Annotated in this window: 16 protein-coding genes and 1 pseudogene; 13 read left to right on the forward strand and 4 right to left on the reverse strand. The window is 68.1% G+C overall.

Features of this window, described 5'->3' with window-relative positions; all coding sequences use genetic code 11:
* The first annotated feature begins 67 nt into the window (after positions 1 to 67).
* Together AWC25_RS24530 and AWC25_RS24535 are read left to right on the forward strand one after the other, a co-directional pair.
* Entirely contained in the window at positions 68 to 418 is a 351-nt protein-coding gene (locus tag AWC25_RS24530) for a metallopeptidase family protein (protein ID WP_069401504.1), read from the forward strand.
* Positions 419 to 504: 86 nt separating this feature from the next.
* On the forward strand, positions 505 to 696 hold the full coding sequence (locus AWC25_RS24535) for a hypothetical protein (protein WP_069401503.1): 192 nt from the start codon (positions 505 to 507) through the stop codon (positions 694 to 696).
* On the opposite strand, the gene AWC25_RS24540 is transcribed toward AWC25_RS24535, so the two are convergent.
* Together AWC25_RS24540 and pheA are read right to left on the reverse strand one after the other, a co-directional pair.
* A complete protein-coding gene (locus AWC25_RS24540; protein WP_069401502.1) occupies positions 697 to 1,383 on the reverse strand; it encodes a histidine phosphatase family protein in 687 nt (228 codons plus the stop codon).
* Positions 1,380 to 2,336, reverse strand: a complete 957-nt coding sequence (gene pheA, locus AWC25_RS24545) for a prephenate dehydratase (RefSeq protein WP_142279041.1) — start codon at positions 2,334 to 2,336, stop codon at positions 1,380 to 1,382. The genes AWC25_RS24540 and pheA overlap by 4 nt, the downstream gene beginning before the upstream one ends.
* 90 nt (positions 2,337 to 2,426) lie before the next feature.
* Between pheA and AWC25_RS24550 the strand changes: the two genes are divergently transcribed.
* From AWC25_RS24550 to AWC25_RS24560, 3 genes are all read left to right on the forward strand, one after another.
* Positions 2,427 to 3,209 (forward strand): DUF2470 domain-containing protein, encoded by a 783-nt coding sequence (locus tag AWC25_RS24550; RefSeq protein ID WP_069401500.1) that lies wholly within the window; start codon positions 2,427 to 2,429, stop codon positions 3,207 to 3,209.
* Between the two features lie 62 nt (positions 3,210 to 3,271).
* A complete protein-coding gene (locus AWC25_RS24555; protein ID WP_084229443.1) occupies positions 3,272 to 4,513 on the forward strand; it encodes an LCP family protein in 1,242 nt (413 codons plus the stop codon).
* A gap of 138 nt (positions 4,514 to 4,651) precedes the next feature.
* Positions 4,652 to 5,206 carry a ferritin gene (locus AWC25_RS24560; protein ID WP_069401499.1) on the forward strand — a complete coding sequence of 185 codons (555 nt, stop codon included), beginning with the start codon at positions 4,652 to 4,654 and terminating at the stop codon, positions 5,204 to 5,206.
* Here AWC25_RS24560 and AWC25_RS24565 read toward each other — a convergent pair.
* Together AWC25_RS24565 and AWC25_RS24570 are read right to left on the reverse strand one after the other, a co-directional pair.
* The gene (locus tag AWC25_RS24565; RefSeq protein ID WP_069401498.1) at positions 5,203 to 6,024 is read right to left on the reverse strand and encodes a glycerophosphodiester phosphodiesterase; all 822 of its coding nucleotides are present in this window, start codon (positions 6,022 to 6,024) and stop codon (positions 5,203 to 5,205) included. The two genes, AWC25_RS24560 and AWC25_RS24565, sit on opposite strands and share 4 nt — an antisense overlap.
* A gap of 4 nt (positions 6,025 to 6,028) precedes the next feature.
* Positions 6,029 to 7,066 (reverse strand): DUF4328 domain-containing protein, encoded by a 1,038-nt coding sequence (locus AWC25_RS24570; protein WP_084229442.1) that lies wholly within the window; start codon positions 7,064 to 7,066, stop codon positions 6,029 to 6,031.
* Positions 7,067 to 7,594: 528 nt separating this feature from the next.
* Between AWC25_RS24570 and AWC25_RS27070 the strand changes: the two genes are divergently transcribed.
* The 8 genes and pseudogenes from AWC25_RS27070 to AWC25_RS24610 form a co-directional block, all read left to right on the forward strand.
* Positions 7,595 to 7,750, forward strand: a complete 156-nt coding sequence (locus AWC25_RS27070) for a hypothetical protein (RefSeq protein ID WP_169717166.1) — start codon at positions 7,595 to 7,597, stop codon at positions 7,748 to 7,750.
* A gap of 164 nt (positions 7,751 to 7,914) precedes the next feature.
* On the forward strand, positions 7,915 to 8,538 hold the full coding sequence (locus AWC25_RS24575; protein ID WP_069401496.1) for a superoxide dismutase: 624 nt from the start codon (positions 7,915 to 7,917) through the stop codon (positions 8,536 to 8,538).
* A gap of 193 nt (positions 8,539 to 8,731) precedes the next feature.
* Positions 8,732 to 9,265, forward strand: coding sequence for a hypothetical protein (locus AWC25_RS24580; RefSeq protein ID WP_044509045.1), 534 nt, complete (start codon positions 8,732 to 8,734; stop codon positions 9,263 to 9,265).
* Between the two features lie 986 nt (positions 9,266 to 10,251).
* A complete protein-coding gene (locus AWC25_RS24590) occupies positions 10,252 to 10,650 on the forward strand; it encodes a secretion protein EspR (protein WP_044509046.1) in 399 nt (132 codons plus the stop codon).
* A 115-nt stretch (positions 10,651 to 10,765) separates the two neighbouring features.
* Positions 10,766 to 11,422 (forward strand): DUF6474 family protein, encoded by a 657-nt coding sequence (locus tag AWC25_RS24595; protein ID WP_069401494.1) that lies wholly within the window; start codon positions 10,766 to 10,768, stop codon positions 11,420 to 11,422.
* A gap of 15 nt (positions 11,423 to 11,437) precedes the next feature.
* Positions 11,438 to 12,100 (forward strand): YcnI family copper-binding membrane protein, encoded by a 663-nt coding sequence (locus tag AWC25_RS24600; RefSeq protein ID WP_069401493.1) that lies wholly within the window; start codon positions 11,438 to 11,440, stop codon positions 12,098 to 12,100.
* Positions 12,097 to 12,603, forward strand: a complete 507-nt coding sequence (locus tag AWC25_RS24605; RefSeq protein WP_069401492.1) for a copper resistance CopC family protein — start codon at positions 12,097 to 12,099, stop codon at positions 12,601 to 12,603. Before AWC25_RS24600 ends, AWC25_RS24605 begins: the two co-directional genes overlap by 4 nt.
* 106 nt (positions 12,604 to 12,709) lie before the next feature.
* Positions 12,710 to 12,920: pseudogene (locus AWC25_RS24610) on the forward strand (Rv3852 family protein); the annotation flags it as partial.

Raw genomic sequence — 12,920 nt, forward strand, 5'->3', positions numbered from 1 at the left:
GCCCATGCCGGACGCTCCCCCACCGGGTGCGCCGCCGCCCCCCGAGCCGGCACCCGGAGGCTAGCCGGTGCCCGTGCGGATGGATCCGCAGCGGTTCGATGAGCTGGTCGCCGACGCGCTCGACCTGATTCCGCCGCAGCTGGCGGCCGCAATGAACAACGTCGTCGTCCTCGTCGAGGATCGCCACCCCGACGAGCCCGACCTGCTCGGTCTGTACGAGGGTGTGGCTTTGACCGAGCGCGACTCCGATTACGGCGGCTCGCTGCCCGACGCCATCACGATTTATCGCGAAGCGCTGCTGGACATCTGCGACGACGAGGCCGGCGTGGTCGACGAGGTGGCGGTCACCGTGATCCACGAGATCGCGCACCATTTCGGGATCGACGACGCCCGGCTGGAAGAGCTGGGCTGGGGCTGACACCTGGGCGAGGCGCGCCGGAGAAAACGCCGGCCGGCCGGGCGCGGCAGCTCGGATTTGTCGGCGCCCGGTGTTAGGAACGTCGTATGAGTGCTGACTGCCGCGACTGCCTGGCAGGCCTAGAACACTGCCACGGCACCATCATTCGCCACGCGCTGCGTCGTTCGGAATGCACCGAACCGGATTGCGTCAGTCCGGAGTTGCTGGCGCACACCTTCGTCATCGACTGCGACGCCGTCGGCTGCACGTGCACGGAGTTGATCGCGCTGGCCGTCTGATCACCCCATCGGGTCGCTGCTGGAGCGCACCGCGTCGATGATCGGGGTGGCCTCGGGCTCGGGGTAAAACGGCGGCGTGAGCGTTCCCCACCGCACGCAACTCCACCGTCCGTCGGTGATCGGAGCTAACACCACCGATTCGGCGTTGCCGAGGTGATTGTCGAGCGCGAACGTCGCCTCCACACCGGCCAGCACCGCCGACACCAGCCGGATCGCCGCACCATGGCTCACCACGACGATGTCGCCGCGCCAGTCCTGGTCGTCGAGGTAGCGCAGCCGCAGGTCGGTGAGGACCGGGACATAGCGGTCCAGCACGTCGTTGCCGGTCTCGCCGCCGGGCAACGGCACGTCGAGTTCGCCGTGCTGCCAGCGCTCGTAGATGGCGTTGAACTCTGCGACGGCCTCGTCGTCGTTGCGGTTCTCCAGCTTGCCTACCTGGACCTCGTGGATACCGGCGAATTCCTGCGGCGCCACCTCCACCTGCTGGCCGATCACCGCGGCGGTCTGCGACGCGCGGTTGGCCACCGAATGTGCAAGCAGCCCCGGCCTTTTAGATTCACGGGCGAAAGCCCGTGCCTGATCGCGCCCCGTCGGCGTCAGGTCCGCGCCGGGCGGCCGGGTGTCCAGCCGGCGCTCGACGTTGCCATAGGACTGGCCGTGCCGAAGCAACACCAGACGTCCGCTCATCGGTCGGCTCCCCCCGCCCCCGCGTCGTCGTCCGGTTTGCCCTCTCGCAGCCGGGCTAGCCAGCACGCGGCCTCGTCGGGTGGCGGCGGCCCTATCCCGGTGGCCGGGCCGGTCGGCCAGGAACCCAAATACCTCACCTCGATGCAACGACGGCGCAGCGCTTTGAGTGCCTCGGCGACGGCGTCGTCGTCGATATGACCGGCGCAGTCGGCGAAGAACAGATAGGTACCGAGTTCTGTTCGGGTGGGCCGAGATTCGATGCGGGTCAGGTCGATGTCGCGGATGCCGAACTCGCCGAGCGCGGCGAGCAGTGCGCCCGGGGCGTTCTCGATGCGCAACACCACCGAGGTGCGGTCGGCCCCGGTGCGCACGGGCGGCGGCGCCGGCAAGCCCACCAGCACGAAGCGGGTGCGGGCGTTGCTCTCGTCGACCACGCCTTCGGCCAGCGCGGCCAGCTTCCAATGCGCGGCGGCCAGCGGCGAGGTCACCCCGGCGTCGGCTTCCCCCTCGGCGACCCGGCGAGCCGCGTCGGCGTTCGAGTACGCCGGCCGAAGCTCGACGTCGGCAAGATTTGCGGCCAGCCAGTGCCGCACCTGGGCCGCCGCCACGGGAAAGGCCGCGACGGTACGCACCTCGCGGGCGCCGCGGCCGGGCTGGACGACGATGCTGAACGCCACGTCCAACGTCGTCTCGGCGAAGATTTGCAGAGGCGAGCCGATCGCGAGGCTGTCCAGCGTCGGCGTCACCGATCCGTCGATCGAGTTCTCGATCGGCACGCACGCGTAGTCGGTTTCGCGGTTGCGGACCGCCTCCAACGCTGCCGGCGTGCTGTCCACCGGCAGCCGCTGGACCGGGCCGAGATGTTGGTCGGGAATCAGTCCGGCGTCGATCATCTGCAGTAGCGCCGCCTCCGTAAAGGTCCCCTCGGGCCCGAGGTAAGTAATGGCGACCACGCCCACAACCCTAGTGGGGTCGATGTAAATCGGGCCTTGCTTCGCCTCAGGTCGTAAGTTAACTTAGGCTTACCTAATGTGAGGAGCACGATGTCTTCGCTGACCAGCGCCGCGCCGACGACCGCCGAACGCATCCGCAGTGCCTGTGCCCGGGCCGGCGGCGCCCTGCTGGCCATCGAGCGCGAGGACCCGGTACCCACGCCGGTGCACCACCTGCTGCAGGACGGCACATTTGCCGTCGCGCTTCCCGCCGATCACGTCAGCGGCGGGCGGATCGAATCGCAGGCCCTGCTCGAGCTGACCGACTACGCGCCCCTGCCGCTACGCGAGCCGGTGCGTTCACTGGTGTGGGTGCGCGGCCGCTTGCGCCCGGTGCCGTCGGCCCAAATCACGGGCACCCTCGACGTCATCGCCAGCGAGTGCCCTCAAGCGGCCCTGCTCCAAGTCGACACACCCAAACGTCCGGCAGCCGGCCCGGACGAGGAGCGCTACACCCTGCTGCGGCTCGAGATCGCCTCCGTCGTGGTCACCGATGCCACCGGCGCCGAGCCGGTCAGCGTCGACGACCTGCTCGCGGCACGGCCCGACCCGTTCTGCGAAATCGAGTCGACGCTGCTGTGGCACCTGGACAGCGCTCACGGCGACGTGGTGGCGCGGCTGGTGTCCCGGTTGCCGGCACCGCTGCGGCGGGGGCAGGTCCGCCCGCTGGGCCTGGACCGATACGGCGTGCGCTTCCGCGTCGAAGGACGCGACGGTGACCACGACATCCGGCTGCCCTTCCATAAACCGGTCGATGACATGACCGGGCTGCGCCAGGCCATCCGGGTGCTGATGGGCTGCCCCTTCATCAACGGCCTGCGCGCCCGGCAGTAACAGTCCCGCGCTGCGCGCATTGCACGCACCCGCCGACGGGCCGGCCCGCGTACGTTAACCAGGTGAACGGCGACCGACCACCCGATCGTGGGCAACGCCCGGGATCGACACCGCCCCGGCGGGATCCCGAGCCGCCGCCGGTGATTCCACGCCGTCCCGTGCCGCCATCGGCGTCCGACCACACGGCGCCGCTGCCGCGCGTCGCGCCGCCCCGTCCTGCACCGAGCTCCGCCCCACCCCCGAGACCGGTGTCGCCACCGCCGAGGCCCGCACCGCCAAGACCTCCGAGACAGCCACCAGCCGACGCCCCGCCACCGCGCGCGGTCCGCAGCCGCCGAAAGCGACGCTGGGGCCGGCGCATCGCGTCAGCCCTGGTGATCGCCGTGCTGCTGGCCGGCATCGGCGTCGTGGGCGGCGGCATCTGGCTGGACGACACGTTGCATCGCAAGCCCGTGCTGACCGACTATGCCGATCGCCCTGCAGCCGGGCGCGGCACCAACTGGCTGCTGGTCGGGTCGGACAGTCGCGACGGCCTGACCGCCGCACAGCAACAGGACCTGGCGACCGGCGGCGATATCGGCAGCAGTCGAACCGATTCGATGCTGCTGATCCACCTTCCCGCGATCGGATCGAGCACCGCGGCGACGGTGGTGTCGATTCCGCGCGACTCGTTCGTCTCGATCCCGGGGCAGGGCAAAGACAAGATCAACTCGGCCTTCGCGGCCGGCGGGGCGGCACTGCTGGCCCAGACCGTCGAGCAGGCCACCGGACTTCGGCTGGATCACTACGCCGAGATCGGTTTCAGCGGGTTCGCGGCGTTGGTCGACGCCCTCGGTGGCGTCACCATGTGCCCGACCACGCCGATGAAGGATCCGCTGGCCGGTATCGACCTGCCCGCCGGCTGCCAGCAACTCGACGGACGTGCGGCACTGGGGTATGTCCGGACCCGCGACACCCCGCGCGCGGATCTGGACCGCATGGTCAACCAGCGGCTATTCATCTCGGCGTTGCTGCAACGTGCCGCCGGCCCGTCGGTCTGGCTCAACCCATGGCGCTGGTACGCCGTGCCCCATGCCGCGGCCGACGCCTTGACCGTCGACCAAGGCGATCACGTGTGGGATCTGGCTCGGCTGGGCTGGAGCCTGCACGCGTCGACCACCACGCTGACCGTTCCGATCGCCGACTTCACCAGCAACGGCTCGGGCTCGGTTGTGGTGTGGGACCACGAGTTGGCCGGTCAGCTGTTCGACGCGTTGGGCTCCGACGCCCCGGTGCCCGGCCCCGTCCTCGATGGGCAATCGTAGCCGCTGACAAGCCGACGGCACGGCCAAGAAATCGCTCCAGCAAATTCATCTGTCGAATGGTCTCAGCGTCAGGAAAGCCTGGCCTTCGTAAGCCACACCTTCGTTGCGACACCGATTTATGCTGATTAGCCTGCAGCCGTGACCGAAACCGAGAACCCCCGGACGAAATTCCACGCATTGGTGCAGGAACAGATTTTCAACGAATTCACGGCTTCCCAGCAATACATCGCCATTGCCGTTTACTTTTCCGGCGCCGAGCTACCGCAATTGGCGAAGCACTTCTATAGCCAGGCGGTCGAGGAGCGCAACCACGCGATGATGCTGGTGCAGCATCTGCTCGACCGCGACGTGGACGTCGACATTCCCGGCAGCGGCGCGGTGCGCAGTCAGTTCGGCAACCCGCGCGACGCATTGGTGCTGGCGCTCGACCAGGAACGAGCCGTCACCGAGCAGGTCAGCCGGCTGGCCGCCGTGGCCCGCGACGAAGGCGATTTCCTCGGTGAGCAGTTCATGCAGTGGTTCCTCAAGGAGCAGATTGAAGAGGTCGGCCTGATGAGGACCCTGGTTCGGGTCGCCGAGCGGGCCGCCGCCAACGAGTTCGAGCTGGAGAACTTCGTGGCGCGTGAGGTGCCAGCCCCCGCCGTCAGTGCCGGTGCGCCTCCGGCCGCCGGTGGATACCTCGTTTCGAACTAGCCCCGCCCCGGGGTCCGGGCGTTGTCCAGCCACGTCTTGGTGCGACCGGGGTGGTTAGTGGCGATCCACGCCACCCCGACGTCGCGGCAGAAATCGATGTCGTCATAACCGTCGACCGTCCAGCAGTAGACGGCGCGGCCTTGTGCGGCGGCGCGGTCGGCCAGCTGCGGGTAGTCCTTCAGCGCGCTCACCGACGGCCCGACGGCGGTCGCGCCGACGGCGCTGGCCGCGCTGCTTGTCAGGTAGCGCGCGTTTCGGCCGAGGAGCACCGTGGGCAGCAAGGGTGCTGCGCGCCGGATCCGCCATGCCGCGGCCGCGGAGAACGACATCACCACCGCCCGCGACCGGTCGGCGGACGCCGGCGAGGCAATCCCGAATCGGTGCAGCAGCGCCAGCACCTTGCTTTCCACCAACGAGCCGTATCGGACCGGATGCTTGGTCTCGATGAAAATCTTCACCGGTCGGTTCCAGTCGAGAACCAGCGAAATCAGCGCGTCTAGCGTCAGCAGGCTGGTGTCACCGTGGGCGCCGTCGGGCCGCCAACTGTCGTGCCAGGCACCGTATTCCAGTTCGCGTAGCTGGGCGAGTGTCATGGTGCTGACTAACCCGGCTCCGGTGGACGTCCGGTCGAGTCGCCGGTCGTGCACGCATACCAGATGACCGTCGCGGGTCAGCCGCACATCGCATTCGACGCCGTCGGCGCCCTCTTTGAGAGCGAGATCGTATGCGGCCAGCGTGTGCTCGGGGCGGGCGGCCGATGCGCCCCGGTGAGCGACGACAAACGGGTGCGCGGCGAGCACCTCGTCGGCCCACGTCATACCCCTATGCTGCCGGTTCCTGCCCCTTCATCTCAACCGGGACACTCGAGGCCGGCCCGCCGGAACCATCGGGCCGATCGGGTGCGACCACCACCCAGCGGTGCGCGGGCCGCGCCACGGGCTTGCGCTCGAACCCCTCGAAGATGCGGGCGGCGGCGGCCAGCGTCGCCGCGGCGAGCAGATAACCGAAGACCATCAGCACGGTGTTATTGGCGATGCCTTGGGGATCGGAAGCGAAGCTGGTGACCATGGCCCAGACCGACACGGCGTAACTGCCGATCCAGGCGCTCCACCACTCAAAGATCGGTCGTCGCAACCGGTGGTAATGCTCCTCGAGGGCGGCCAGCTCGATGACGTAGACCGGAGCCCATAGCAGGTTGGCGAGCGGCACCAGGCAGCCCGCCCACAACGCACGGGTGGAACGCTGGTCCGGCATGCCGTAGTGGGAGAACACGGCGGCGCGTCGCGCGATCAGCCACTGAACCAACAGCACACCGGACACGATCCACACCCCGGCCGCCGCGACGCTGGCCAGATATCCCAGGTAGTCGGCGACGGTGGCGACGATGGAATTCAGCAGGGTCTTGCGATTGATGACCAGCAGGATGTAGCGCAGCACGTACACCAGCGCAGCCCCGCCAAGCACCAGCACGCTGATGAACAGCCAAAGGCGCACCGTCGCGGCCGACGGGCCTTCCCGCGGCGGCGCGGCGCCCGGGGTGTGGGCCTGCTCGACCCGGTCGGCCAACCCCCAACGTGGGATCGCGGTGTAGCGGGGCGTCGGTCCGAGCGGCCGTCGTCCTCGCCGCGTGGGCGGCGGGGCGCCGGGGCGGACAGCGACCCACCGGAATCCGGGCGGCAGCCGCGGCGGGGCCGCCGGTCGCGCGGGTGGTGCGGGTCTGGCGAGTGTGCTCCACCGCGGATCGGCGGCCGGCCCGTCCGGCAGGGGTGCCAGCAGCGCGCCGCGGCAGCGGGGGCACCAGTCGCGACGACGCTCGCGCACGTTCCACCGAGTGCCGCACTGGGAGCACACCTGGATCACGGGGCCAGCCTAACGCTGCGACGATGCGGCGCGCGGCCACACGCGCGGCTGAGGAGCAGCGTCGTCCCACACCCGCTGCGACGATGCGGCGCGCGGCTGAGGAGCAGCGTCACCGACACCGACACCGCCCACCGCAGGTGTTACGCACGTTACAGCTACTTTGTCGCTATCCACAGTTTCCACAGGTTTATCCACACCGCGGCCCGGGGTACGGAGGCAATCGATCAGCAACTTGCGGTTAACCCTTCTCTCATTTGTGGATAACAGGTGCGGGTTTTTTGTGCGTCATCGACAGGCCGATGAGTGGCTGAGCGAACGCGGCGAACCCGCGGTTCGCAAGTGGCTGAGTACGCATCGGTCCCGGATGGAACGTCGCGCCGCAGTCTGGTGGCGCCGCGAATCCGCAGCTCAGCGGATTTGCTGCCGGGCTCATTTTTAAACGCCATCACATCGAGTTATGATCGCCATCACCAAAAGTGTTGTGACTCACCTCACTGGTGCGGGTGACTGGCTCACGAAAGGCGATTGATGGCGACGCATTCGTTCGGTCCCGGCGCCCCGGCCCCGTCGAACTCGTATTCCGGATCGCCTGCTTGGAATCACAGCTACAGCGTTGCCGCCCTGCGCGCCGGCTTGATCGCGCTGGCGCTCCTCGCGGTCCTCGCACTCATCGTCTTGTCTTGACCCTTCGGTCTTGAAATCCCACCGAGCGGGTATCCGCCGGTTCGGCCCCAGGGGCCGTCCTTGCGGGGCGCGCGGTCTTGGAGCAGGGTTGATTACGCTGAGCCTGCCGCGCGGCGGACTCCGCGCGAAGGCGCGTCAAGACGATCATCGAGGAAAGGAATGCCGTGGCTGAATACACCCTGCCCGACCTGGACTGGGACTACGCAGCACTGGAACCGCATATCTCCGGGCAGATCAACGAGATCCACCACACCAAGCACCACGCGACGTACGTCAAGGGTGTCAATGACGCTCTCGCCAAGCTCGAAGAGGCACGGGCCAACGACGACCACGCCGCGATCTTCTTGAACGAGAAGAACCTGGCGTTCCACCTCGGCGGCCATGTCAACCACTCCATCTGGTGGAAGAACTTGTCCCCGAACGGTGGCGACAAGCCGACCGGCGAACTCGCCGCCGCCATCGACGACGCCTTTGGCTCGTTCGACAAGTTCCGCGCGCAATTCAGCGCCGCCGCCAACGGCTTGCAGGGCTCGGGCTGGGCGGTGCTCGGCTACGACACGCTCGGCGATCGGCTGTTGACCTTCCAGCTGTACGACCAGCAGGCCAACGTCCCGCTGGGCATCATCCCGCTGCTGCAGGTCGACATGTGGGAGCACGCCTTCTACCTGCAGTACAAGAACGTCAAGGCCGACTACGTCAAGGCGTTCTGGAACGTCGTCAACTGGGCGGACGTGCAGTCGCGCTACGAGGCCGCCACGTCGAAGACCAAGGGTCTGATTTTCGGCTGAGTCCACCTTGAACGGCGGGGGCGTCGCGCGGCTGGGCGGCGCCCCCGCCGTTTGTTCGGCCCCGGATTGGGCATTCCGAGAACATGTTCGCCAACAAGCCGTGTCGGGTTGCACGGCACCGAACCCGCAGGCATGCTTAATTATTCAGTTACCAGCGTGGTTAATCGGACGGAGGCGTCGCGCGGAGGTCGACATGGAGACTGGTTCTGACCGGCCCATCGGGGTTTCCCCTTTCCATGCTCGTGGTGCCCTGAAGGGGTTCGTGATCTCCGGCCGCTGGCCCGACTCGACTAAAGAATGGGCACAGCTGCTGATGGTCGCGGTCCGGGTGGCCTCTTTACCCGGATTGCTCTCCACCACAACCGTGTTCGGCGCCCGCGAGGAATTACCCGACGAGCCCGAGCCCGACACCGTCGGCCTGGTGTTGGCCGAGGGCACCGTGTTTGGTGAATCCGCAATCCAGCCAGGCTATTTCGCCGATCATCAGCCGCCCGCGCTGCTGATGCTGCATCCGCCGTCCGAGACGACGCCGTCGTTGCCGGAGTGCAACGGCGCCGCGTCGGGCTGTGTCCTGTTGCCAGGCCTGCCCTATCTGGGACTGGAGCACCGCGCGGCATGGGTCGAGGCGGAAGCCGACGGCACCATCACCTCCATGGTGAGCCGCGTTGGGGTCGATCCCATCAGCCATCCCGACACCGCAATTCTGGCCATGCTGCTTGCGGCGTAGGGAAATTCGAACATCTTCGTCCGGCCCCCGTCGCGTCGACATACCGTCAAAAGTCCGGCCGCCGAGCCGATCTCGACGATCGGTGGTGCGACTGTCGACGGTGCGCAATGACGACGCCGATTGTCAACAACGCGTCGAAAATCGTCGGATCTTGCCGCGGCGCAGCCTGGGAGTCGTCGCCGTGACCCACGCGTTGCGGTTCCGGTGCGGCGTTGCGCTATTTCTGGCTCGCCATCGCCGCGGATGCGGTCCGCGGTGGCTCGGGCGCGATTGGCTGCAGACCCGCCGCGCGGGCCGCCGCGACGCGACGTTCGCGCTGCATGATGTTGCACGGCCGTCTTCCTGCTGCGCGGGCCGGGGACGTGCTGTTCGCATCGTTCGTCGGGTTTCGACAACGCGCAGGGCTGGCGCTCGACGGCCGTCGCGATCACCGCGGCGGTCCGGTCGCCGCGCCCTGGTGACGACCGCGCAAACGCTGCGACGGCGCCGGTTGCGAGGCTCGATGGGCGACAGGTCGACGGACACCTTGTAGCTGGTGCGGTGACGACACCGCGCCGCGCCACCCGAGCCACACCGCGGCCACCCGAGGAACCCCGTGACCCACCACGCACGCCCCGGGCCCTATACCGCAAATTCCCCCTGGTTTGCAGCAAATCTTTTGTTTTGGGAACACGCGTTGTCGAATGGTTGCGAGAACGTCGCCCGATACCATCTGGCGATCCCGTCCGCCACTCGTGGCCCGTGCGGGCCACCGCCCGGTCTGGCGCGGCGTTTTCTGCGGATAACCTGTGAGTTTCGCTGCCGTTGTGGACACTGCCGTGATTTAGTTGGAGGCTCTTCGTGTGGGGAAATAGCGAGCGTCCGTGCGTGGTGCAGCGAAGCCCGTCCGGTTTGCACCTGGTTGAGGACACCAAGACTCGCTACCATGATCAGCAAATACACATAGGTAAACAGTTAACTTCTACAGCCCAGTGGAGGTCATATCGATGAGCACGACATTCGCCGCCCGCCTGAACCGCTTGTTCGACACGGTGTATCCACCCGGACGCGGGCCGCACACTTCGGCGGAGGTGATTGCGGCACTCAAGGCGGAGGGCATCACGATGTCGGCTCCCTATTTGTCGCAGCTACGCTCCGGCAATCGCACGAACCCGTCGTCGGCCACCATGGCGGCCCTGGCCAACTTCTTCCGGATCAAGCCGGCCTACTTCACCGACGACGAGTACTACGAGAAGCTCGACAAAGAGTTGTCGTGGATGGCCAGCCTGCGTGAGGACGGCGTGCGCCAGATCGCGCTGCGCGCGGTCGGCTTGTCGGCACAGGCCCAGCAGGACATCGTCGAGCGCGTCGACGAGCTGCGCCGTGCCGAACACCTCGACGCCTAGCTGACGACGTCGCGCCGCCCTGTTGGGTGGCCACCGCCCCGTTCCGATTAGGGTTGGTTCTCGGATCGCGCGCACGCTGCGGCGATAGCCACGAGATACCGGGAGGCGGCCGGCCATGGGCCTGTTTCGCAAGCGAAAGAGTCGGGCGACGCGTCGTGCCGAAGCCCGCGCAATCCGGGCCCGGGCCAAGCTGGAAGCCAAGCTGAGTGCCAAAAATCAGGCCCGGCGGTTCAAGGACGAACAGCGCGCGGCCGAGAAGGCCCTCAAGGCGCAGATCAAATCGCAGCGCGACAGCGACCGGGCGGCGTTGAAGGTCGCCGAGGCAGAGCTCAAGGCGGCCCGGGAAGGCAAGCTGTTGTCGCCAACCCGGATTCGCCGCGTATTGACGGTGGCGCGGCTGCTGGCCCCAATCCTGACGCCGGTGATCTACCGGGCGGCCGTCGCCGCCCGCGGGGTGATCGACCAGCGCCGCGCCGACCAATTGGGCGTTCCGTTGGCTCAGATCGGCCAGTTCTCCGGGCACGGCGCGCAGTTGTCGGCCCGCATTGCCGGGGCCGAGAAGTCGTTGCGGACCGTGCAGGAACGCAAGCCGAAAGATGCCGAGACCAAGCAGTTCGTCGCGGCCATCTCCGAGCGTCTGGCCGACCTGTCCGCGGCCGTCACCGCGGCCGAGCACATGCCCGCGGCGCGCCGCCGGGCCGCCCACTCGGCGATCTCGACTCAACTCGACGGCATCGAGGCCGACCTGATGGCTCGCCTCGGCTTGAGCTGAAAGTTGCGTCCACACATGTCATTTCACGCTGCACGGCTGTCGCGGGCCACGATCGTCGTGGCTGCGGCGGCCGCCCTTTATATCGGTGCGGTGGGCTTTACCCCGCCGGCGTGGGCGCATGTGCACGCCAGCACCGACACTGCGACCCGGGGGGCCATGGCGCTGGTGACGTTTGAGGTGCCCAACGAATCGGATAAGGGTGCCGCCACCACGGCACTGACCGTCGCACTCCCCGACGTCGCGTCCGCGCGCACCGAGGCGATGCCGGGCTGGACGGCCAAGCTCGACCGCGACGTGTCGGCCGGCACCGTGCGCTCGGTGACTTGGACGGCCGCCCCCAACGGCGGCATCGGGGTCGACCAGTTCGCGCTGTTCCGGGTTTCGGTGAAGCTCCCCGATGCCGACACCGTCAGTTTCCCGGCCACCCAGACCTATGCCGACGGCACGGTGGTGAAGTGGGATCAGCCACCGCTACCCGGCGGCGGCGAGCCCGAGCATCCCGCGCCGATGCTGACCCTGGGCGCCGGGCCCACCGCCCATCACCACCATGCCAACCTGCCCGCCGCGCACGCCGGCACGGCCACCTCGGGCGATGCCGTGGCGCGGGTATTGGGTGGGGCCGCCCTGGCGGTCGCGGCCATCGGCATGGTGCTCGTGCTGTTGCGCCGCCGCACATGAGACGACTCGTCACCAGGGCGGGCCTGCTGCTCGCGGGCATGCTGGCGGTCGGGGCCCTGCTGGCGCCGGCCGCGTCGGCCCATGCCGTCCGGCTTTTCACCGACCCCGCCGACAACGCGGTCCTGACGACGGGTCCCGCACGCGTGAGCGCGACCTTCAATGAACAGTTGGAGACCACCTTCGCCGCGATGACGGTGGTCGGACCGGACGGCAACATCTGGTCCCGCGGCGACACCACCGTGCAGGGCGCGGTCGCGCAGGTGGAGCTGCGGCCACTCGGACCGGTCGGCACCTACACGGTGAACTACCGTGTGACCTCCGCCGACGGCCACGTCGTGTCGGGGTCGTGGTCATTTCGGCTGAGTGTCGCGGGCACCGGGACGCCCGGTCCCCGCGCTGCGGGCGGGGAGCCCACCGACAGCGGGCCCGTATGGCCGGCGGTCGGTGTCGTCGTGCTGGTTGTCGCCATCGGCCTGTGGTGGTTCAGGCGGCGCAAGCTCTGACCGGTTGGGTCGAAAAGGCGCCATGCCCGCTCCTGGCATGATGGGTTCGAAGTAATTTCTGGTGGCGCTAGGAATGGCCGAGAAAAAGCTGTAAAGGAGCGGCCGCATGGCAGACCCTCAAGATTCCCCCGATACCGGACCCGACGGCGCGGTGCCGCCGCCGGCCAAGCAGCCCCCCGCCAAGGCCGCCAAGACTCCGGCCAAGAAGGTCCCGGCCAAGAAGGCGCCCGCGAAGAAGACCGCCGCGAAAAAAGCTCCGGCGAAAAAGGCGCCGGCCAAGAAGGCCCCGCCAAGGCCGCCAAGACTCCGGCCAACCC

The sequence above is a fragment of the Mycobacterium sherrisii genome (genome assembly GCF_002102355.1).
Classification (GTDB): domain Bacteria; phylum Actinomycetota; class Actinomycetes; order Mycobacteriales; family Mycobacteriaceae; genus Mycobacterium; species Mycobacterium sherrisii.